At 73.0% G+C, this 21,873-nt stretch carries 15 protein-coding genes and 2 pseudogenes; 9 read left to right on the top strand and 8 right to left on the bottom strand.

Annotation, left to right across the window (positions count from 1 at the left end; genetic code table 11):
* The first annotated feature begins 54 nt into the window (after nt 1-54).
* Nucleotides 55-2,892, top strand: coding sequence for an ATP-binding protein (locus tag ABT245_RS03400; RefSeq protein WP_351728092.1), 2,838 nt, complete (start codon nt 55-57; stop codon nt 2,890-2,892).
* 201 nt (nt 2,893-3,093) lie between these two features.
* Complete coding sequence (locus tag ABT245_RS03395; protein WP_351728091.1) at nt 3,094-3,882, top strand: S1 family peptidase; 789 nt, start codon at nt 3,094-3,096, stop codon at nt 3,880-3,882.
* A 121-nt stretch (nt 3,883-4,003) separates the two neighbouring features.
* On the opposite strand, the pseudogene ABT245_RS03390 reads toward ABT245_RS03395, so the two are convergent.
* A pseudogene (locus tag ABT245_RS03390) lies at nt 4,004-4,334 on the bottom strand (DNA glycosylase AlkZ-like family protein); the annotation flags it as partial.
* A gap of 257 nt (nt 4,335-4,591) precedes the next feature.
* Between ABT245_RS03390 and ABT245_RS03385 the strand changes: the two are divergent.
* A complete protein-coding gene (locus tag ABT245_RS03385) occupies nt 4,592-5,749 on the top strand; it encodes a magnesium and cobalt transport protein CorA (RefSeq protein WP_351728089.1) in 1,158 nt (385 codons plus the stop codon).
* Nucleotides 5,750-5,808: 59 nt separating this feature from the next.
* Here the strand turns inward: ABT245_RS03385 and ABT245_RS03380 are convergent, their stop codons facing one another.
* Nucleotides 5,809-6,768 carry an NADP-dependent oxidoreductase gene (locus ABT245_RS03380; protein ID WP_351728088.1) on the bottom strand — a complete coding sequence of 320 codons (960 nt, stop codon included), beginning with the start codon at nt 6,766-6,768 and terminating at the stop codon, nt 5,809-5,811.
* A gap of 150 nt (nt 6,769-6,918) precedes the next feature.
* Here ABT245_RS03380 and ABT245_RS03375 point away from each other — a divergent pair, with 150 nt between their 5' ends.
* Nucleotides 6,919-7,815, top strand: coding sequence for a LysR family transcriptional regulator (locus ABT245_RS03375; protein WP_351728086.1), 897 nt, complete (start codon nt 6,919-6,921; stop codon nt 7,813-7,815).
* A 765-nt stretch (nt 7,816-8,580) separates the two neighbouring features.
* Nucleotides 8,581-9,594: an AraC-like ligand-binding domain-containing protein gene (locus ABT245_RS03370; RefSeq protein WP_351728084.1), complete on the top strand. Its 1,014-nt coding sequence runs from the start codon at nt 8,581-8,583 to the stop codon at nt 9,592-9,594.
* 149 nt (nt 9,595-9,743) lie between these two features.
* On the opposite strand, the gene ABT245_RS03365 is transcribed toward ABT245_RS03370, so the two are convergent.
* Complete coding sequence (locus ABT245_RS03365) at nt 9,744-12,140, bottom strand: ATP-binding cassette domain-containing protein (RefSeq protein WP_351728083.1); 2,397 nt, start codon at nt 12,138-12,140, stop codon at nt 9,744-9,746.
* Nucleotides 12,141-12,843: 703 nt separating this feature from the next.
* Here ABT245_RS03365 and ABT245_RS03360 point away from each other — a divergent pair.
* From ABT245_RS03360 to ABT245_RS03350, 3 genes are all read left to right on the top strand, one after another.
* The gene (locus ABT245_RS03360) at nt 12,844-13,299 is read left to right on the top strand and encodes a helix-turn-helix transcriptional regulator (RefSeq protein ID WP_351728082.1); all 456 of its coding nucleotides are present in this window, start codon (nt 12,844-12,846) and stop codon (nt 13,297-13,299) included.
* 10 nt (nt 13,300-13,309) lie between these two features.
* Nucleotides 13,310-13,726: a VOC family protein gene (locus ABT245_RS03355; RefSeq protein ID WP_351728080.1), complete on the top strand. Its 417-nt coding sequence runs from the start codon at nt 13,310-13,312 to the stop codon at nt 13,724-13,726.
* Between the two features lie 135 nt (nt 13,727-13,861).
* Complete coding sequence (locus ABT245_RS03350) at nt 13,862-15,076, top strand: putative hexosyltransferase (RefSeq protein WP_351728079.1); 1,215 nt, start codon at nt 13,862-13,864, stop codon at nt 15,074-15,076.
* A 134-nt stretch (nt 15,077-15,210) separates the two neighbouring features.
* Here the strand turns inward: ABT245_RS03350 and katG are convergent, their stop codons facing one another.
* The 4 genes and pseudogenes from katG to ABT245_RS03330 all read right to left on the bottom strand — a co-directional run bounded on the left by katG (nt 15,211) and on the right by ABT245_RS03330 (nt 19,919).
* Nucleotides 15,211-17,433 carry a catalase/peroxidase HPI gene (katG, locus tag ABT245_RS03345; protein ID WP_351728077.1) on the bottom strand — a complete coding sequence of 741 codons (2,223 nt, stop codon included), beginning with the start codon at nt 17,431-17,433 and terminating at the stop codon, nt 15,211-15,213.
* Between the two features lie 32 nt (nt 17,434-17,465).
* Nucleotides 17,466-17,903 (bottom strand): Fur family transcriptional regulator, encoded by a 438-nt coding sequence (locus ABT245_RS03340; RefSeq protein WP_351728076.1) that lies wholly within the window; start codon nt 17,901-17,903, stop codon nt 17,466-17,468.
* Between the two features lie 991 nt (nt 17,904-18,894).
* Nucleotides 18,895-19,245 (bottom strand): annotated as a pseudogene (locus ABT245_RS03335) (TIGR03668 family PPOX class F420-dependent oxidoreductase); the annotation flags it as partial.
* 32 nt (nt 19,246-19,277) lie between these two features.
* A complete protein-coding gene (locus tag ABT245_RS03330) occupies nt 19,278-19,919 on the bottom strand; it encodes a phosphoribosyltransferase (RefSeq protein ID WP_351728074.1) in 642 nt (213 codons plus the stop codon).
* A 174-nt stretch (nt 19,920-20,093) separates the two neighbouring features.
* On the opposite strand from ABT245_RS03330, the gene ABT245_RS03325 reads away from it, so the two are divergent.
* Entirely contained in the window at nt 20,094-20,534 is a 441-nt protein-coding gene (locus ABT245_RS03325; protein ID WP_351728073.1) for an SRPBCC family protein, read from the top strand.
* A gap of 80 nt (nt 20,535-20,614) precedes the next feature.
* Here the strand turns inward: ABT245_RS03325 and ABT245_RS03320 are convergent, their stop codons facing one another.
* On the bottom strand, nt 20,615-21,766 hold the full coding sequence (locus ABT245_RS03320) for an XdhC family protein (protein ID WP_351728071.1): 1,152 nt from the start codon (nt 21,764-21,766) through the stop codon (nt 20,615-20,617).
* Nucleotides 21,767-21,873: the final 107 nt, after the last annotated feature.

Below are 21,873 nucleotides of genomic sequence, written 5' to 3'. Positions count from 1 at the left end.
CAATGATCATTGCCTAGAATTTGGTCCGGACACGACACGAGGGGAGCGGCGACCGTGCGACCGGACTTCCAGGAGCCTGCGAGATGCCGCCCCGACCTGGTCTTCGGCCGGGACGAACCGCTGGCCGCGGCCCGTGGCCAGCTCACCTCGGGCGGCAGCGTCCTGCTGCACGGCCCCGCCGGAATAGGGAAATCGACCGTCCTGCGCGCGTTGGCGACGGAATACGCCGCCGCCGCCCGCACCGTGTTGCGCTGCTCCGCCACCGAGTCCGAATCCCACCTGCCGTTCCTCGCGCTGGCCGACCTCTTCGGACTGGTCCTCGACCAGGTCTCCGGACGGCTGCCCGCGGCACAGCGCACCGCCCTGGAGTCGGCCCTCACCGGCCGCGCCGAGTCCTCCCTCCAGCGCGACGGCCTGGCCCTGCGCCTCGCGGTGCTGTCCGCGCTGCGCGCCCTCGCCGCCGAGGGCAGCGTCCTGATCGTCGCCGACGACCTGCAGTGGCTCGATCCGGCCAGCGCCGAACTCCTCGGCTTCGCGGCCCGCCGGCTCGGCGGCACCCCGGTGCAACTGCTGTGCGCCCTGCGCACCGAAGGGCAGGAGTACGACCGCTATCTACGCGTGTCCCCGCCGGACACCGTCGCCGTACGCCTCGGCCCGCTCTCCCGTACCCAGGTGGCCACGCTGCTCGACCACCGCGGCCACCGGCTGTCCCGCTCCACGGTCCGCGAGATTCACCGCACCAGCGGCGGCAACCCGCTCTTCGCCCTGGAGCTGGGCCGCGCCCTGGCCGAGAGCCCGACCCCGCCGCGGCCCGGCGAGCCGCTGCCCGTGCCCACCTCGCTGCGCGCCCTGGTGCTCAGCCGCCTCGACATGCTGTCGGTCGAGGCCCGCCGCACCCTGCTGGTGGCGAGCGCGGGCGCCCGCCCCACGCCCGCCCTGCTGCTCGCGGCCGGCCGCGACAACGCCGAGGCCGAATGCGCCCAGGCCGCCGAACTCGGTCTGCTGGCCACCGACCTGGACGGCCCCGCCGGGCCGGCCATCCGGTTCGCGCACCCGCTCATCTCGGCCGCCCTGTACGCGGAGGCGCCCGGGGCCGAGCGGCGGGCCGCGCACGCCGCGCTGTCCACCGCGGCCTGCGACCCGATCGAGCGGGCCCGCCACCTCGCGCTGGCCACCACCGGCACCGACCCGGAGGTCGCCGGCCGGCTCGCCGAGGCCGCCGCGCAGGCCAGGGACCGCGGGGCCCCCTCCGTGGCGGCGCAGCTCGGCCTGCTGGCCGCCCGGCACAGCCCCGCCGACACCGTGCCGGGGCCCGAGGAGCGCCGGCTGCAGGCCGCCGAGGACGCGATCACCGCGGGCGAGTTCGATCTCGCCCGGGACATCGCCCACGAGGTGCTGAACCGGACGACCGTGCCCGCCGACCGGGTACGGGCCTGGATCATCGTGATCGACACGGCCGGTCACACCATGAGCGAGGTCGACTCGGTCTTCCCGCAGGCCCTGGCCGACGCCGGAGACGACCCGCGGCTGCTCGCCCTGGTCCACTACCAGCTGGCCTGGCGCGGGGTGATCGTGCAGGGCGACTTCACCGAGGCACGGGAGGCGGCCGCGCACGCGGCGGAGCTGGCCGCCCGCGGCGGCGACCGGCGCACCGAACTGCTCTCCCTCGCCTTCCAGGCCCAGACCGAGACCCTGATGGGCCATCCGAACGCGCCCGCCACCATCAAACGCGCCCTGAAGGAGCCTCAGGACCCGGCGGTGGCCTGCCATCACAACGGCGCGGGCAGTACCCGGTTCCGCTGGCTGGTCATGGGCGACCAGCTCACCGAGGCACGGGCGACCGTCACCGCACTGCTGCGCGAGGTCCGCCGGCGCGGATCGGTGGAGAGCGAGGTGCACTTCCTGCGCGGCCTCGCCGAGACCGAACTGCGCTCCGGGCACTGCGGCCGGGCCCTCGACCTGGCCCGCGAAGGCCTCCGGCTGGCCCGGGACTCCGGCATCGGCGAGACCGCCTCCGCCATGCTCACCTCGCTCGCCGAAGCCTCCGGCGGAGACGTGGACCGGGCGCTGGCGCTCGCCCGGGAGGCGGTGCAGCACGCCCAGGAGGACGGCGACCAGATGTATCTGTCCCGGGCGCTGGGCGCACTCGGGTACGCCCAGCTGGTGGCCGGGGACCCGGCGGCCTCGGTCCGCTCGCTGCGCCGGGTGCGCGAACTGGAGCTGGGCCTCGGCATCACCGACCCGGCGCGCGGCCGCTGGCACGGCGACCTCGCCGAGGCGCTCGTCCGGATCGGTGAACCCGACGAGGCGCAGGACGTCATCGCCGTCACCCGGGAGCATGCGCTGCGGCTCGGCCGGGAGAGCGTCCTCGCCGTCCTGGACCGGGCCGAGGCCCTGGTGCGCGCCGCCCGCGGCGAACGGGAGGCCGCCCTCTCCCAGCTGACCTCCGCTCAGGACCGGCTCGCCAAACTGGGCTACGGTCTGGAGGAGGCCCGGGCCGCCTTCGCGCTGGCCGCGCTGCGCACCCGGCGGCCTGACCCGGACACCCCGGAGGCGGCCCGCGGACGGGCGGCGGCGTACGACGAGGCCACCCGGCTCTTCCGCCGCTGCCGTGCGCTGCCCTGGCTGCGCCGGGTGGACGAGGCGCTGACCGCACCGGATCCGCAGCCGCCCGTCGCGCCGGCCGGCCCCGACGGACTCGAAGGGCTGGCCCCGACGGAGCGTCAAGTGGCCGCTCTCGTCATGGAGGGCGCGACCAATCGGGAGATCGCCGCGCGCCTGTTCGTCAGCGTCAAGACGGTCGAGGCGACCCTCACCCGGGTGTACCGCAAGCTCGGGATCCGTTCGCGGGTGGATATCGTCCGATTGGCGGCGGGCCGCCGAGCGAAGTGAGAACACCGCCGCTTCACTGGGCCCGACCGAGGGTTTTCCCTGCCCTACTCCCTTAGGGGGTTCCCTCATTGGAGTTGTGGGCTCCGGGTCCTAGCGTAAGGGCGTGCCGCTCGCCCGGGCACATGGGGGTGGGTCCCTCGGCCCTCATGAACCACCCCCCACCCGCGCGCCCCCACCGGCAACCCCCCACTGAGGAGACCCATGTTCGGGCTCACCCGCGCAAGAAGGACCGCAGCCGCCTTCGTGGCCGCCGCCGGCGCCGCGACCGCGCTGCTCGCCGCCCCCACGGCGCTCGCGGCCCCGCGGCCCATCGTCGGCGGGACGACGACCACGACGACCGCGTACCCGTTCATGATGCAGATCACCGACGCCTCGCAGAACCAGTTCTGCGGCGGCACCCTGGTGTCCCCCACCAAGGTGGTCACGGCCGCGCACTGCATGGTCGGCGAAACCACCGGCAGCGTGCGCGTGGTGGGCGGCCGGACCTACCTCAACGGCACCAACGGCACGGTCGGCCAGGTCAGCAAGATCTGGGTCAACCCGGGCTACACCGACGCCACCAACGGCGACGACGTGGCCGTGCTGACCCTGTCGACGTCCATGCCGTACACCGCGGCGTCGTACGTCTCCTCCTCCCAGACGGGTGTGTACGCGGCCGGCACCACGGCCCGCGTCCTCGGCTGGGGCACCACCTCGGAGAGCGGAAGCTCCTCCAACCAGCTGCGGACCGCGACCGTGCCGGTGGTGTCCGACTCCAGCTGCGGTACCTCCTACGGTTCGGACTTCGTCCAGACCGACATGGTCTGCGCCGGATACACATCCGGCGGTGTGGACACCTGCCAGGGCGACAGCGGCGGTCCCCTGCTCATCGGGGGCGTCCTGGCAGGGATCACTTCCTGGGGCGAGGGCTGCGCCCGCGCCGGTTACCCGGGGGTGTACACCCGGCTGACCACCTTCTCCGACCTGGTGACCGCGCAGGTCAACTCCTAGCCGGGCGGGGTTCTCGCACCCGGGACACGAACTCCTGAGTACCCCTCAGGGAGAGCCAGGGGGGCGTTGCGGGCCTCCACGAGCGGCCCGCAACGCCTCCCTATCCAACTGCCCGCGTCGCGCGGTGCCGGGCGGGCTTGACGAGGGGCCGCAGGGTGAGGCAGTCGTCGGCGGTGTGGGTGGGGACGGTCGACCGCAGGGTGACGATACGGACGGCTTCACGGCCGGCCGGCAGGGTGGACAGCTGCTCGGGGGCGAAGCCGTCGAGGCGGGCGGCGAGCGCGTGGTACGGGGCTTGACGTTCTGGGCCTGGAGCCCGATCAGGTGTTCCAGGGCGGCCCCGGCGGACAGGGGCGAACGGGTCCGCAGCAGCTGACGGTCGAGGGTCGCGCGGTTCAGCTCGCGGTGCCGAGGGTGGGGGCCGCCGCCCGTGTGGTGCTCCGCTTGGTCATGCCCCGCACGCTGAACGCTCCGCTGGGGTGCCGCGATGTGCCGTCGGCCGTCCGCGGCACCGTCGTGGCCGGCCGCTCCCCCACGTGCTCGGCTTCGCCCGACCCGGGGCCCCGTCGCGGCGGAGCCGCATATCGACACGGCCCCGCGCCCCTTCGGGCGCCGAACCGTGTGGACGGGCGCCGCCCTGCGGTCCGTTTGCCCCGTATATCCTGCTCGGAGATCACGCCGTACCCATGCTCGACGAGAGGCAGCCGCGATGCCCGAGCGACGCGCCCGCCCCGCCTCCAGGACCGCACGCTCCGGTCGGCGCCGTGCCCTGCCCCCACGGCAGCCGCCGGCCGCCGAACCTTCCGCGAGTACGCCGGGGCCGGCCCCCGCGGAGCCGGCCGAACCGGCCGGCGTGGTCGAGTCGGCCCTGTACCGCGACGGGGTACGTGTCTCCTCGCCGGCCACGCTCGCGCAGATCTACCGCGAGCTGCGCGAGCAGCCGTCCGGCATGGCGTGGATCGGCCTCGCCCGGCCCACCGCGGACGAACTCCTTTCCCTGGCCGAGGAGTTCGACCTGCATCCGCTGGCGGTCGAGGACGCGATGGAGGCACACCAGCGGCCGAAGCTGGAACGGTACGGCGACACCCTGTTCGTCGTGCTGCGCGCCGCCCGCTATCTCGACGCGCCGGAGGAGGTCGACTTCGGCGAGCTGCATGTGTTCGTCGGCCAGGACTTCGTCATCACCGTCCGGCACGGCGCGGCCCCCGACCTATCGGCGGTCCGCGCCCGCATGGAGGACTCCCCCGACCTGCTGAAGCTCGGCCCGGAGGCGGTCCTGTACGCGATACTCGACGCGGTCGTCGACGGGTACGCGCCCGTTGTGTCGGGTGTGCAGAACGACATCGACGAGATCGAGACCGAGGTGTTCGGCGGTGACCCCGAGGTCTCCCGCCGCATCTACGAACTCTCTCGCGAGATGGTCGAGTTCCAGCGCGCCACCCGCCCCCTGGTCGGAATGCTGCACGGCCTCATCGCCGGCTTCGCCAAGTACGAGACACACGAGGAACTACAGCGCTACCTCCGGGACGTCGCCGACCACGTCACCCACACCAGCGAACGCGTCGACGGCTTCCGTCAGGCGCTCACCGAGATCCTCACCGTCAACGCGACGCTCGTCACCCAGCAACAGAACGCAGAGATGCGGGCGTTGGCGGAAGCGGGCTTCGAACAGAACGAGGAGGTCAAAAAGATCTCGTCCTGGGCGGCCATCCTGTTCGCCCCGACCCTGGTCGGCACGATCTACGGCATGAACTTCACACACATGCCGGAGTTGCACTGGGCACTCGGCTACCCCTTCGCCATCGTCCTGATGGGGATCGTATGCGCCGGCCTGTACGTCATCTTCAAGCGACGGGACTGGCTGTGAGCATGCGGTCGGCGAGGGGCTGCGGTATGCACCTGGAACGCGCGTCGCTTCGGCCGACGTCAGGCGATCTGCAGGACGGTCTTGCCGCGCAGTCCTGAGGGGGTGATGTCGCCCGCGAGGGCGCGTGGTGCCTCCGTCAGGGGAAGGAGCGAGCCGATGACCGGCTGGACCGTGCCCGCGGTGACCAGGTCGGCGAGGCCGGCGAGGCGTTCGGGTTTGCGGTCGAGACGGTAGTTCGCGGTGCGGATCCGCTGCTGGGCAAGGAGGTGCTCGTCCAGGCCGAAGGCGGTCGAGAACAGTGCGCCCCCGTCGCGTACGGCGCCGGCCACCCTGGCGTTGGCCGTACGGTCACCGACGGCGTCGAGGATCGCGTCGACGCCGTCGGGTGCGAGCCTGCGCAGCACCTGGTCGACCGGCTCCTCGCCCCGAACGGCGATGTCGGCCGCGCCCAGCTTCCGTATGCCGTCGGCGAGTCGGGCGGACGCCGTCGCGATGACCCGGATCCCTTGGGCCGCGGCGATCTGGACGGCGTAGGTGCCGACCCCGCCTGTCGCGCCGAGGACGAGCAGGGTGCCGTGGTCCGGTACCCGCAAGTGGTCGATCGCGCCGAGTGCGGTCATGCCCGAGGTCGGCATCGCGGCGGCCACATGGCTGTGCAGGCCGTCCGGGACGGCGGCCAGTGCGCCGAGCGCGGGAGCGGCCTGAACGACGGCGACCTCGGCGAAGGTGCCGAACTGGAGCGGCCGGCCCCAGAACTGGCCGAAGACGCGGTCTCCGATGGCGAATTCGGTCACGCCGTCACCGGTCGCGGTCACCGTGCCCGCGCCGTCCATGCCGAGGGTGAGCGGGAACCGGTACGCGCCGAGGGCGGACAGGGAGCCGGAGGCGATGGCCGCGTCCAGCGGGTTGACCGACGCGGCTTCGACGGTGATCCGCACCTGGCCGGGGCCCGGCTCGGGCACGGGCCGCGTCGTGAGCTTCGGGGTCGCCCCGAACTGCTCGATGGTGACTGCTCGCATGAGCTTTCTCCGTTCTGCCCGGCGTCGGAGCCGTCCGTACGTTGCTCGTCTCAGCATGGTCCGCGGCCGTATCGCGCGGAATGATCGATCAAGCAGGGATTATGAACACGGGGGCATTGATCTCGTTGCCGGTCGGGACATAATGCCCCCATGGCAGCGGAGTCCCGGATCTTGCGCTACTTCGTCGCGGTGGCCGAGGAGCGTAACTTCACGCGCGCCGCCCAGCGGCTCGGCATCGCCGGCCCCGCGCTGTCCCGTGCGATCCAGACGCTCGAAGCCGACCTCGGCGTGCGCCTGTTCGAGCGGACCACGCGCAGGGTGGAGGTGACGGAGCCCGGAGCGGTTCTGCTGGCCGGTGCTCGGCCCGCGCTCGAAGCCCTTGACGCGGCGGTCCGGCGCACCGTGCGTGCGGCGGCGCCGGACGGCAGGCTGCTGCTCGCCGTGAAGGCAGACGCCGACGGAGGACTGCTGGAGGACATCCTCGCCGCGGTGTCCGCCGAGCCCGATGCCGAGCCCGTGGCGGTGCGCCTGTGCGGCTGGGGCGAGCACATCGGGCTGCTGCGTTCGGGCGAGGCCGACGCGGCGCTGATGTTCGCGCCCCGGGACCGGGCCGGGATCGACACGGATGTCGTCGCGGTCGAACCGCATGTGGCCGCGCTGCCGGCCCGGCATGCCCTGGCCGCCTCCCGCCGGGTACGACTTGCAGACCTCGGCGTCGGCTTCGACGAGGTCGACGACCAGACGGAGCGCGCCATCGGCGAGCAAGGGGTCCACGACCTCGCGCAGTTGCTCACCCTCGTCGGTCTCGGCGAGGCGACGGCCGTCCTGCCCCGCTCGGTCGCGGCCGCGTATCCCCGGCCGGCCGTGGCCTACGTTCCGATCGAGGACTGTCCACCGGCCACGCTCGTCATCGCCTGGCCCGAGAACTCTCGCAGCCGGGGCGTGGCCGCACTGGTACGCGCGGCGACCGCCGTGGCCTCGGCGCGAGGCATGGACGGCGGCCCCGACTCGTCTGCGCTGCGGCCCCGGCGGGCGGGCAGGCCGTAGAGCCGTTCGCCGGGCAGCGGGCGCCGGATGCTTCGTCTGGTGGCTGCTCGCCCCGCGACGCCGCATCAACGCCGCCCAGGCCGGACCGCCCGCGACGGCGGCGCCGGCGGCCCATGACGGCCCGACCGCGGATCAGTACCCAGCAGGCTCCCCGCGCCCGCTGATCCGTCGGCGTGTCCGCCCCCGTGCGGGCGGACGCGCGAGCCGGGCGGCTGCGACACCGGGCGAGGGAAACCGGGGAGCTGCCAACCAGTCGACGCCACGCTGGAACGAGATCAGGGCGGCGGTCTGCGGGGCGCCGACGAGGCCGTGGCCGGCAATGGGCGGGTAGCGGTCCATGATCATCGGTGGCTCAGACCTACAGCCCCAGAAGCAGGTACCTCTTCGCATCCCTGGAGGCACCGCTGGAGCGACGGCACCGAGCCTACGACAAAAGCACATCGATTCACCGATTGTGTGACATTCGGCGACCGGTCAGGGCAGACCTCCGGCCGCCGTGGGCCGGGCGCCGGCCGCCGCCGACTCGGCCCCGCCGACAGGGCCGACGCCGGTGCGGGGCGGCGCGGCCCCCCGTACCGCGCCACCGGGCTGCGCCCAGCCTGCCATCCGGGCGCCCGGCCGCCCTGGGCGTGGAGCGCACTCGGCTTGGCGTGCAGCGCACTGTGCGGGAGCGTCGTCCACCGGGGACCATCGTGGACACGACCGCGGCGGGCCGGCACCGACCGCGCGCCGCAACCATCTGACACGGCGTCATCCGGGAGAAGAATGCTCACCACAGTGCTGGACACCGCCCGTGTACGGCCCGCCGACCGGACGGCGGCCTGGACCGAGGTCACGGGCCTCGCCCTGGTGACCACCCTCATCAGCTTCCGCGCCCGGGAGCCCGAGCAGGTGAGCGCCCGGATCCAGACGCTGGCACTCGGTCCCGTCCAGCTGTCGGTGATGTCGTACTCGCCGCTGTCGTCGCGGCGCACCGCCCGGCTCATCCGGCAGTCCGATCCGGAGCTGTACCAGCTCGGGCTGACCGTCGCGGGCCGGCAGGAGATCGAACAGGCCAGATCGAGCGCCGCGCTCGGCCCCGGCGACATGGTGCTGTACGACAGCTCCCGGCCGTTCACCGCCGTCTCGGGCCCGCCGCCCTGCGGGACGCGGACCCTGCTGCTCCAGTTCCCCAGGAGGCTGGTGCCACTGCCGGAGAAGGACGTGGCGCCGCTGTGCGGCACGGTCCTGAACGCCCGGACAGGCGTGGGACGGCTGCTGAGCCTGATGCTCACCGGTCTGGTGGAGACCCACGGCGATCTCACCCCGGGCGACACCGTCCGGCTGGGCAACACCGCGGTCGACCTGACGGCGGCGCTGCTCGCCCACCACGGCGGGCGGCAGGACGTGCTTCCGGCCGAGTCGCGCCGGCGTGCGCTGTTCGAGGAGATCAGCGCGTTCCTCGTCGCCCATCTGCACGACCCCGGCCTGAAGCCGGACACGGTGGCCGCGGCGCACTTCGTCTCCACCCGCTATCTGCACCGCGTCTTCCAGCAGCACGGCATCACGATGGGCGAGTTCGTCCGGCAGCAGCGGCTCGCCCGCTGCCGGCGGGACCTGGCGGACCCGGCGCAGCGCACGGTCCCCGTCGCGGTCATCGGGGCGCGCTGGGGCTACCCGGCGCCGTCCGACTTCACCCGCGCCTTCCGCACCGCTCTGGGGATGACCCCGACCGAGTACCGCGCCATCGCGCAGCCTGCCCGCCCGGCCGAGGGACCCGGCGAGGCCCACGGCCGCTGACGCTCCCCCGCGCCGAGCGGCCGCGTACGCGGTGGTGAGCGTGTTGCCGAGCCGGACGGTGATCGCGGCGGGCGACCGCCCGGCCCCCGCCGGGGCACCGGCGGGCGTCGGGTGGTCGGAGCCGTACCGCGGGGACCGCCTGGGGCCGGTCAGGCGCCGACGTAGGTCGCCAGGTGTTCGCCGGTGAGGGTGGAGCGGGCCGCGACGAGGTCGGCCGGGGTGCCCTCGAAGACGATCCGGCCGCCGTCATGGCCCGCGCCGGGGCCCAGGTCGATGATCCAGTCGGCGTGCGCCATGACCGCCTGGTGGTGCTCGACGACGATCACCGACTTACCGGAGTCGACGAGCCGGTCCAGCAGGCCGAGCAACTGCTCGACGTCGGCGAGGTGCAGGCCGGCGGTCGGCTCGTCGAGGACGTAGACGCCGCCCTTGTCCGCCATGTGCGTGGCCAGCTTGAGGCGCTGCCGCTCGCCGCCGGAGAGTGTGGTGAGCGGCTGGCCGAGGGTGAGGTAGCCGAGCCCGACGTCGGCGAGCCGGGTGAGGATCCGGTGCGCGGCCGGGGTACGCGCCTCGCCCGAGCCGAAGAACTCCTCGGCCTCGGACACCGGCATCGCGAGGACCTCGCTGATGTCACGGCCGCCGAACGTGTACTCCAGGACCGACGGCTGGAACCGCTTGCCCTCGCAGTCCTCGCAGGGCGAGGAGACGCCCGCCATCATCGCCAGGTCGGTGAAGACGACCCCGGCGCCGTTGCAGGTGGGGCAGGCGCCCTCGGAGTTGGCGCTGAACAGCGCGGGCTTGACGCCGTTCGCTTTCGCGAACGCCTTGCGGATCGGTTCGAGCAGCCCGGTGTACGTCGCCGGGTTGCTCCGCCGCGACCCGCGGATCGGGCTCTGGTCGACCGAGACCACGCCCTCGCCGGCCGGGATCGAGCCGTGCACCAGGGAACTCTTGCCGGACCCGGCGACACCGGTGACGACGGTGAGCACACCGAGCGGGACGTCCACGTCGACGCCGGTCAGGTTGTTCACCGACGCGCCGCGGATCTCCAGCGCGCCGGTGGGCTTGCGCACCGTCTCCTTCAGGGCCGAACGGTCGTCCAGGTGGCGGCCGGTGACGGTGTCGGAGGCCCGCAGCCCCTCGACGGTGCCCTCGAAGCAGACGGTGCCGCCCCCCGTGCCGGCGCCGGGACCCAGGTCCACGACATGGTCGGCGATGGCGATCAGTTCCGGCTTGTGCTCCACGACCAGCACGGTGTTGCCCTTGTCCCGCAGCCGCAGCAGCAGGTCGTTCATCCGCTGGACGTCGTGCGGGTGCAGGCCCGCGGTGGGCTCGTCGAAGACATAGGTGACATCGGTGAGCGCGGAGCCGAGGTGGCGGATCATCTTGACGCGCTGCGCCTCGCCGCCCGACAGCGTGCCCGACGGCCGGTCAAGCGCGAGGTAGCCGAGGCCGATCTCCACGAACGAGTCCAGCGTGTGCTTCAGCTTGGCCAGCAGCGGGGCCACCGACGGCTCGCCGAGGCCGCGGACCCACTCGGCGAGATCGCGGATCTCCATCGCGCAGGCGTCGGCGATGCTGATCCCCTCGATCTTCGAGGAGCGGGCGCCCTCGGTCAGCCGGGTGCCGTCGCACTCGGGGCAGACGGCGAAGGTCACCACCCGCTCCACGAAGGCCCGGATGTGCGGCTGCAACGCGTCGATGTCCTTCGACAGCATCGACTTCTGGATCCGCGGGATCAGCCCCTCGTACGTCAGGTTGATGCCGTCGACCTTGATCTTGGTGGGCTCCTTGTGGAGGAGGTCGTTCAGTTCCCTCTTGGTGTACGCGCGGATCGGCTTGTCCGGGTCGAAGAAGCCGCAGCCGGTGAAGATGCGGCCGTACCAGCCGTCCATGCTGTAGCCGGGGATCGTCAGCGCGCCCTCGCTCAGCGACTTGCTGTCGTCGTAGAGCTGGGTCAGGTCGATGTCGGAGACGCGTCCCCGGCCCTCGCAGCGCGGACACATGCCGCCGGTGCGGCTGAAGGTCGCCTTCTCCGTCTTCTTGGCGCCGCGCTCGACGGTGATCGCACCGCTCGCCTGGACCGAGGGCACGTTGAAGGCGTACGCGCCGGGCGGGCCGATGCGCGGCTCACCGAGGCGGCTGAAGAGGATGCGCAGCATCGCGTTGGCGTCGGTGGCGGTGCCGACGGTGGAGCGCGGGTCGGCCCCCATGCGCTGCTGGTCGACGATGATCGCGGTGGTCAGCCCGTCGAGCACATCGACCTCGGGGCGGGCGAGGGTGGGCATGAAGCCCTGTACGAAGGCGCTGTACGTCTCGTTGATCAGCCGCTGCGACTCGGCGGCGATCGTGGCGAACACCAGGGAACTCTTGCCCGAGCCGGACACCCCGGTGAACACCGTCAGCCGGCGCTTGGGGATCTCGACGCTGACGTCCTTGAGGTTGTTCTCGCGCGCGCCGTGTACACGGATCAGGTCGTGGCTGTCGGCGGCGTGCGCCGGCATGTCCGCTGCCGCCTGGGTGTCCGTGCTCGGTGCGTTGGTCATCGTCTCTCCCTGTGGTGGGTGGTCCGGCTGGACCGTCTTCGCGGTCTGCGTCGGCGTGGTCGGCGCGGGCGCGGCAGCGGTCCGCCGGTGACCTGGCGGACCGGGGTGTCGGCCGGGGCCGCGTGACGCCCCTCCGGCGCGGTCCGGGCGCGGGCGCCGACCGGCGCGGTGTGCGGGTGGGCGGGGCCGAGCCAGGGCCGGCCTCGGCGGAGAGGGGACCGGCACCGGGACGCCACGGTCCCGGGGCACGGCGCAAGGCCGCCTGGCTGCGGTCAGAGAATAGCCCGCTCCCCCGCCCACATGACCACCCCCTTTTTTCTCCGTCTCACCCCACAGCCTCACGCCCCACCCGACCACTCCGACACCACCTCACACCACGAACCCAAGACACGCCCGACCGCTCCGGCGCCGCGGGGCCCCGCAATGGCGGCGAAGCCGCGGAAGCCGCCCGGTCCCCGCACCTCGACACCCAGAAACCCGGACACCACCGACCACAGCACGCGCCGTCAGACTGCTCGGCCCCCACCCGACACCCGGCACCGCCGACCGCGGCACGCGCCGTCAGGCTGCTCGGCACGCGCCCCGATCTCCGGGTATCAGCCGCTCAGGCCGGCGACCGGCTGCCGCCGGGCCGGTTCGGTGGCACGGGGTTCGCGGATGCGGTCGGGCGGGGGTTGTCGGTGGGGCGTGCGACGCTGGGGGCGTGACGCTTGAGGACCTGGTGAGACTGCGGCGCGCGCGGGACGTGATGGATCGCGACTACGCCCGGCCGCTTGACGTGCCCGCGTTGGCCGCCGTCGCCCTCATGTCGCCCGGGCACTTCTCCCGCAGCTTCCGCGCCGCGTTCGGCGAGACGCCGTACAGCTATCTGATGACCCGCCGTATCGAGCGTGCCAAGGCACTGCTGCGGCGGGGCGATCTGAGCGTGACGGAGGTCTGCTTCGAGGTGGGCTGTACATCCCTGGGGTCCTTCAGTTCGCGCTTCACCGAGCTGGTCGGGGAGAGCCCGAGCGCGTACCGGGCCCGTGCTCATGACGCGGGCGCCGCGATCCCGGCGTGCATGGCCAAGATCTTCACACGCCCGGTCAGAAACGGCCGGCCCGGCCCGAGCGGGCAACCGGTCAGGATCGAAGAAGCGGATTCGGCCGCCGCCTCGTAGCGTCGGTGGCATGAACATCAAGCTTTCCACGTGCTTCATCGCAGTCGACGACCATGACAAGGCACTCGCCTTCTACCGTGACGTCCTCGGTCTGGAGGTGCGCAACGACGTCGCCTTCGAGGGGATGCGCTGGGTGACCGTCGGATCGCCCGCGCAGCCGGACGTGGAGATCGTCCTCGAACCGCCGCTCGCCGACCCCAACGCCTCACCGGCCGACCGGCAGGCCATGGCGGAGCTGCTGGCCAAGGGCCTGCTGCGCGGGGTGATCTTCTCCACCGACGATGTCGACCGCACCTTCGAACGGATCCGGGCCGCCGGCGGTGAGGTCCTCCAGGAGCCGATCGACCAGCCCTACGGCGTCCGGGACTGCGCCTTCCGCGACCCGGCCGGCAACATGCTCCGCTTCAACCAGCCCCGCACCCCCTGACGCCCCGGCCGCTTTCAGGGGCGCCTCTTACCGAGGGCGCTCCTGTCGGCGGATCTCCCCCCGGGGACGCATACGGCGGGTAAGAAGGGCCCAGTCCGGATTGCGTGCGGTGCGGGGCTTGTCCAAGGTCAGAGGGTGAGCACGCCTTCCGCACCGCTTCCCGAACCCGCCGTACCGTACCCGCCGGTGTGGCCTCGCGCGGCCCGCCGGGCCCGGCGGCCCTGGCACCCGGCCCCGGCCGGCATGCTCCAGGCCCTCGCCGTGTTCGTCGCCGTCCGCGCCACCGGTGTCGTCGCGGTCGTCGTGACCAGCCTGCTGTACGGCCGGCCGGTCACGAGGAACCTCGCTCACGCCTGGGACTCCCACTGGTACCTGCATATCGCCACACACGGCTACGGACATCTGATCTGGATCACCCCGACGGGCGACGTACAGACCGACTGGGCGTTCTTCCCGCTGTATCCGGCTCTCGTCCGGGCGGCCACGGTCGTGCTGCCGCTTTCCCCGGGCGGGGCCGGTCTGCTGGTCGCGTGGTGCGCGGCGGTGGTGGCCGCCTGCGGGATCTACGCCATCGGCCACCGTCTGTACGGGCGTGCCGTCGCCACCGCGCTGGTGGCGCTGTGGGCTTCGCTGCCGCACTCGGTCGTCCTCACCCTCGCCTACACCGAGCCGCTGTTCGCCGCGCTCGCCGCCTGGTGTCTGTACGCCGTGCTCGGGGACCGCTGGCTGACGGCCGGTGCGCTCGCGGCCCTGGCCGGGCTGTCCCGGCCGAACGGCATCGCCGCGGCCGTGGCGGTGCTCGCGGCGGCCGGGTACGCGGTCGTGCGGTGCCGCGGTCGGGTGCCGGCCGGGCTGTGGGTGGGTGCCGTCCTCGCCCCGCTGGGCTGGGCGGGCTATGTGCTGTGGGTGGGTCGGCGGACCGGGGATCTGCTGCACGGCTACTTCCGGGTGCAGAGCGCCTGGAGTTCCCGCCTCGACTTCGGCAGGGGCGCCCTGCGCTTCCTGAAGGCGTTGTTCCTGCACGGCGGCGGGGTCGTCTATCCGCTGGCCCTGGTGGTCGTGGCCGCCGGGGTCGTGCTGTTCGGCCTGCTGTGTCTGGAGCGTGCCCCGCTGCCGCTGGTGGTGTTCGCGGGCACGCTGGTCCTCATGGTGGTGGCGGTGTCGGGGCCGTTCGCGTCCAAGCCCCGTTTCCTGCTGCCCGCGTTCCCGCTCCTGGTCCCGGTCGCCCTGGCGCTGGTGCGGACCTGGCGCACGAGACGGGCGCGGGCGCTGCTGCTGGGCGGCACGCTGACGGCCGTGTCACTCGCGTACGGGACGTTCCTGGCGGCGGTCGCCCGTCAGCCCCTGTGAGGCCGGGTCCCGGCGGGGGTGGGAGTACGCGGACGTCCGGGCCGGCCACCGTGGGCCGGCCCGGACGTCCGGTCGTCACCGTCGGAACATCCGCACGGTCGCAGCCGTCAGAACGGCTGGAACAGTCGCAACGGTCAGACGAGGTCGAACCGGTCGAGGTTCATGACCTTCGTCCAGGCGGCGACGAAGTCCGTCACGAACTTCTCCTTCGCGTCGTCGGCGGCGTAGACCTCGGCGAGCGCGCGCAGTTCGGAGTTGGAGCCGAACACGAGGTCGGCACGGGTGCCGGTCCACTTGACCGCGCCGGTGGCGGCGTCCCGGCCCTCGAAGGTGGTCTGGTCCTCCGAGGTCGCCTTCCACGTCGTGCCCAGGTCGAGCAGGTTGACGAAGAAGTCGTTGGTGAGCGTGCCGGGGGTGTCGGTGAGGACGCCGTGCTTCGCGTTGTCGTGGTTCGCGCCCAGGACGCGCAGACCGCCGACGAGGACCGTCAGCTCGGGGGCGCTCAGGGTGAGCAGGTTCGCCCGGTCCAGGAGCAGATACTCGGCCGGCAGCCGGTTGCCCTTGCCGAGGTAGTTGCGGAACCCGTCGGCGGTCGGCTCAAGCGCGGCGAACGACTCCGCGTCGGTGTGCTCCTCCGTCGCGTCGACGCGGCCCGGGGTGAAGGCGACCTCCACGTCGTGACCGGCGTCCTTGGCGGCCTTCTCCACGGCGGCGCTGCCGCCGAGCACGATCAGGTCGGCCAGGGAGACCTTCTTGGCGCCCGAGTTGAACTCCTGCTGGATGCCTTCCAGGGTGCGCAGCACCGTCGCCAGCTCGCCCGGGTTGTTCACCTCCCAGCCGCTCTGCGGCTGCAGGCGGATACGGGCGCCGTTGGCGCCGCCGCGCTTGTCGCTGCCGCGGAAGGTCGACGCCGAGGCCCAGGCGGTGGAGACCAGCTGCGAGACCGTCAGGCCCGAGTCGAGCAGCTTGGCCTTGAGCGCGGCGATGTCCGCGGCGTCGATGCTCTCGCCCTCGGCGGCCGGCAGCGGGTCCTGCCACAGCAGGGTCTCCTCGGGCACCTCCGGGCCGAGGAACAGCGACTTCGGGCCCAGGTCACGGTGGGTCAGCTTGTACCAGGCCCGGGCGAAGGCGTCCGCGAACTCCGCGGGGTTCTCGTGGAAGCGGCGGGAGATCGGCTCGTAGACCGGGTCGAAGCGCAGTGCGAGGTCGGTGGTGAGCATCGCCGGGGCGATCTTCTTCGAGGGGTCGTGGGCGGCGGGCACCGTGCCCTCGCCCGCGCCGTCCTTCGGCTTCCACTGCTTGGCGCCGGACGGGCTCTCGGTCAGCTCCCACTCGTAGCCGAACAGGTTGTCGAAGAAGCCGTTGCTCCACCGGGTGGGGGTGCTGGTCCAGGTGACCTCGAGGCCGGAGGTGATGGTGTCCGCGCCCTTGCCGGTGCCGTAGCTGTTCCTCCAGCCGAGGCCCTGCTCCTCGAACGAGGCGGCCTCGGGGTCGGGGCCGACGGCGTCCGCCGGGCCGGCTCCGTGGGTCTTGCCGAAGGTGTGGCCGCCGGCGATCAGGGCGACGGTCTCCTCGTCGTTCATCGCCATGCGGCGGAACGTCTCACGGATGTCGCGGGCCGCGGCGATCGGGTCCGGGTTGCCGTTGGGGCCCTCCGGGTTGACGTAGATGAGGCCCATCTGGACGGCGCCGAGCGGGTTCTCCAGCTCGCGGTCACCGGTGTAGCGCCGGTCGCCGAGCCAGGTGGTCTCGGGACCCCAGTAGACGTCCTCCTCCGGCTCCCAGACGTCCACCCGGCCGCCGCCGAAGCCGAAGGTCTCGAAGCCCATGGACTCCAGGGCCACGTTGCCGGCGAGGACCAGCAGGTCGGCCCAGGACAGGCTCTGGCCGTACTTCTTCTTGACCGGCCACAGCAGACGGCGGGCCTTGTCCAGGTTGGCGTTGTCCGGCCAGCTGTTGAGCGGGGCGAAGCGCTGCTGGCCGGCGCCGGCGCCGCCGCGGCCGTCGCTGATCCGGTAGGTGCCGGCGCTGTGCCAGGCCATACGGATGATGAACGGGCCGTAGTGGCCGAAGTCGGCGGGCCACCAGTCCTGAGAGGTTGTCAGCACCTCCTCGATGTCCCGCTTGACGGCCGGGAGGTCGAGGGACTTGAAGGCCTCGGCGTAGTCGAAATCCTCGCCGAGCGGGTTGGCCACGGCGGGGTTCTTCGCAAGGATCTTCAGATTGAGCCGCTCCGGCCACCACTGGCGGTTGCCGCCGCCCTGCGTCGGGTGCGGGGCGCGATCGTGCGCGACCGGGCAGCCGCCGGTCTCCTCCGTCTTCGGGTCGGTGACGATTGCCTCATGGTTCTCGGACATGGAAATCCTTCCGGGCTGGGCGGATCTTGTGCTCAGGAACTGCGGGCGGTGGAACATCCGGGGCACAGGCCCCAGTAGATGACCTCGGCCTCGTCGATGGCGTAGCCGTGGTCGTCGGAGGCGGTCAGACAGGGGGCGTCGCCGACCGCGCAGTCGACGTCGGCGACGGCACCGCACGACCGGCAGATGAGGTGGTGGTGGTTGTCGCCGACGCGGCCCTCGAACCGGGCGGGGCTGCCCGCCGGTTCGATACGGCGTATGAGTCCGGCCGCGGTGAGGGCGTGCAGCCCCTCGTACACGGCCTGGAGGGAGATATGGCCGACACGCTCGCGCACCCCGGAGGCGATGGCGTCGACGCCGAGGTGGTCGCCGTGCCGGACGGCGTCGAGCAGTGCGACGCGGGCGGCTGTCACGCGCAGACCGGCACCGCGCAGCTCGTCGGCGGCGGTCGGAGGCTGGGCTGCGGTCATGGCGGTCAACCTACCGCCCCAAAGGCGAACGATTCAAGAAAACGAGCTGTACAAGTCTTGTGCCCGGCGACAGCCCCCGTTCACGCGCCCCGCACCGCGGGCCCCGGCGGGACGGGCCTACCGCGCGGCGCGCGCCCAACAGGCGGGTGCCGGGCTGGAGCTGCCGCCAGAGCCGCGACGCCGGCGCGGGCCGGACGGCGGCAGGGGTTCGGCGCGAGTCAAGGGAGAACTCTTCACACACAGCGTCGCGGCCCCACCCAGCAACCCACCAGATCCACCCCCGCACCACCCGGCGCCGCCCGGACGGCGGCAGGGGTTCGGCGGAAGGCACGGGAGAACTCTTCACACACACAGCGTCGCGGCCCCACCCGGCAACCCACCAGATCCATCCCCGCACCCCGCACCGCCCGCACCGGCGTGGGCCGGGCCACGGCAGGAGTTCGGCGGGAGGCACAGGAGAACTCTCCACACACGACGCGGCAGTCCCACCCCCGGCAACCCACCAGATCCACCCCCGCACCACCCACACCGGCGCGGGCCGGACGGCGGCAGGGGTTCGGCGGGAGGCTGGTCGAACGGGCGCAGCGCCTCGGCGCGGCGCTCAGGCCGCGGGGCCCGCTCGCCAGCCGGTCCAGCGCAGGACGGTGACGGCCACGACCGGTCCGGTCGGCGGGTGGTCACGGTACTGCGGGTACTTGTCGCGCAGGACGCCGAGCCCGGCCCGGTACTCGTCCCGCGCGACGGCGTGGCCGGCATCGGCGGTGTCGGCGGCGTCACTGGCATCGGCAGCATCGGCGGTGTCGGCAGCATCAAGCGCATCCAGTGCATCCCCCGTGTCGGCAGCATCGTCTGCATCGCTGGTGTCGGTGATGCCGTCAGCATCGGCAGCATCGGCGGTGTCGGCAGCATCAAGCGCATCCAGTGCATCCCCCGTGTCGGCAGCATCGTCTGCATCGCTGGTGCCAGTGACGCCGGTTGCATCAGCTGCATCGGCGACGCCACTGGCATCGGCGGCATCCGCCCTGTCCGGCGGCAGTACGCGGGCCTCGCCGTCGGCCCGGACCCACCACAGCCGGCCCCAGTCCTCGCCGTACGCGTCCACCAGCAGGCACACGGCGGGCCGGGCGGCGATGTTGCGCAGTCGTTTCAGCCGGGTCGTGGTCTTCGGCTTGGCGTCCACAGCCATGACGATGCCGTCGGCGCCGGACCCGTCCGGCCCGGCCCGCACCGCGAACACGACCGGCACCAGATGGGGCCGGCCCGCCTCGTCGACCGTCGCGAGCCGTGCCACCCGGGCGGCGGTGAACCGCCGTCGCGCCTCCTCCGCCGTCATCCGCGGCACCGTGGGCCTCCTCGGTTCCCGTGTGCGGCGCGTCAGTTCGCGTGCAGCGCGTCGATCACGTCGTCGTCGGTGAGCTGTCCGAACTCGTCGTACCACTGGCCGACGGAGCTGAAGGAGTACGGCGCGTACAGGCACACGATGTCGTCCGCCTCGGTGCGCAGGGCGTCGAGCGACTCGGGCGCGCCGACGGGGACGGCGAGGACGAGACGCGCGGGCGCCTGCCGGCGGACATGGCGCAGCGCGGCGCGGGCCGTGGCGCCGGTGGCCAGCCCGTCGTCGACGACGATCACCGTGCGGCCGGCCAGCCCGGGCGGCGGGCGGCCCTCGCGGTAGCGCCGCTCACGACGGTGCAGTTCGGTCCGTTCCCGGGCCACCGCGGGGGCGAGGCGTTCCTCGCTCAGGCCGAGCAGCTCCAGGGTGTGCTCGTCGTAGAGGGGAGGATCGTCGCCCGCGATCGCGCCGATGCCGAACTCCTCGTGGTGCGGGGCGCCGATCTTGCGGACGAGCAGCACGTCGAGCGGGGCGCCGAGGGCCCGCGCGATCTCCGCGGCCACCGTGACGCCGCCGCGGGGCAGGGCCAGCACGACGGGGTCGGGCAGGCCGCCCCGCTCGCGCAGGGCGGACAGCCGCCCGGCGAGTTCGCGTCCGGCCTGGCTTCGGTCCTGGAACCGCATGGTCGGTCCTCTCCGCCGGAGATGACTCTCCCTGCCTCCCATGGTGATACGACGGCCCACCGAGAGCTATTCACCTTGTGTATATGTCCGCTCCGCACACCCCCTGCCGGTGACGCAGGGCTGAACGGACCGCTGGACGCGCTGTGCCCGCCGGGTGGTTCCTAGGATCGTCCCGTGGTCGACTTCCTCCTCCAGCGCACGCCACCGCTTCCCCTCGACGAGGCGTGGCGCCGGCTCACGAGGTGGCCCCGGCACGGCGACGCGGTGCCGCTGACCCGCGTCACCGTGGTCACCGATCCGCCGACCGGGGTGGGCACGCGCGTCGTGGCCCGCACGGGCATCGGGCCGTTCGCCTTCGACGACCCGATGGAGGTCACGGTGTGGCGCCCGCCGGCCGACGGCGAGCCCGGACTCGTCCGCCTGACGAAGCGGGGCCAGGTGGTTCTCGGCTGGGCCGAACTGGAGGTCCGTCCGGGCCCCGGCGGCCGCACCCGGGTGCTGTGGCGGGAGGAACTGCGCATCCGCGGACTCCCGTCGCTCTTCGACCCGCTGCTGGTCCGGGCCTCCCGAGCCGTCTTCGGACGAGCGGTCGACTCGCTGCTCAGGAAGGGCTGAGGAACCCCGTCCCCACCGGCGGTGCCGGACGGGCACATGGCGGCGGCGCGTACGTCGTGGCGTTCTGTCGCCGGGCCCGGTCAGGCCATCGAGTCGATGCGAGGCGGCGGGGGTGCGAGGGGGTCGCGGTGGATCGGGGTGTGGGCGCCGGTGAGAGCGGCGCCGGTGCCGCCGCGACGGCTCGCCACGATCTCCGACGCGATCGACAGGGCCGTCTCCTCGGGCGTGCGGGCACCGAGGTCGAGGCCGACCGGGGAACGCAGCCGGGCCAGTTCGAGTTCGGTGACGCCGGCCTCGCGCAGCCGCTCGGTACGGTCCAGGTGGGTGCGGCGGGAGCCCATCGCGCCGACGTACGCGACCGGCAGGCGCAGCGCCGCACGGAGCAGCGGTACGTCGAACCTGGCGTCGTGGGTGAGGGCGCACAGCACGGTCCGGCCGTCGACGTCGGTCCGCTCCAGATACCGGTGCGGCCATTCCACGACGATCTCGTCGGCCTCGGGGAACCGGGTCCGTGTCGCGAAGACGGGGCGGGCGTCGCACACCGTCACGTGGTAGCCGAGGAACTTGCCGATCCGCACCAGCGCCGACGCGAAGTCGATCGCGCCGAAGACGATCATCCGGGGCGGCGGCACGGACGACTCGACCAGGACGGTGAGCGGCGCCCCGCAGCGGGAGCCCCGCTCGCCGATCTCCAGGGTGCCGGTGCGGCCCGTGTCCAGGAAGGCGCGGGCCTCGGCGGCGATGGTGCGGTCCAGTTCCGGGGGGCCGCCGAAGCCCCCTTCGAAGCTGCCGTCGGCGCGTACGAGCAGCGCCCGCCCGGACGGCCCGGACGGGCCCGCGACGATCCGTGCGAGCGCCGCCGCCTCCCCGCGCGCGGCAGCGGCCAGCGCGGCGCCGGCCACCGGTCGGACCAGATCGGCCGCCCGCACCGGTGTGACCAGGACGTCGATGACGCCGCCGCAGGTCAGGCCGACGGCGAAGGCGTCCGCGTCGCTGTACCCGAAGCGTTCGAGAACGGTCTCGCCGTCCTGGAGTGCCTGCCGGCACAACTCGTAGACGGCGCCCTCCACACAGCCGCCGGAGACCGAGCCGATCGCGGTGCCGTCGGCGTCCACCGCGAGGGCGGCGCCGGGCAGCCGCGGCGCACTGCCACCGACCGCGACCACGGTGGCCACGGCGACATCACGCCCCCGCTCGACCCACCGGCCCAGCTCCCCGGCGATCTCCAACATGCCTCGGTCTCCTCAGGAAGGCACCCCCGAAGGGGCACGGGGCGCTACCGACATACGGCTCGACCACGCCCTCGAAGGGGGCGCGGGACGGTATCGACATGGGGCTC

Origin of the sequence: Streptomyces sp. NPDC001508, from assembly GCF_040298665.1 — a bacterium.
GTDB lineage: Bacteria > Actinomycetota > Actinomycetes > Streptomycetales > Streptomycetaceae > Streptomyces.
The sequence above is the reverse complement of the archived record's forward strand: the minus strand, read 5'-3'. Positions and strand labels throughout refer to the sequence as shown.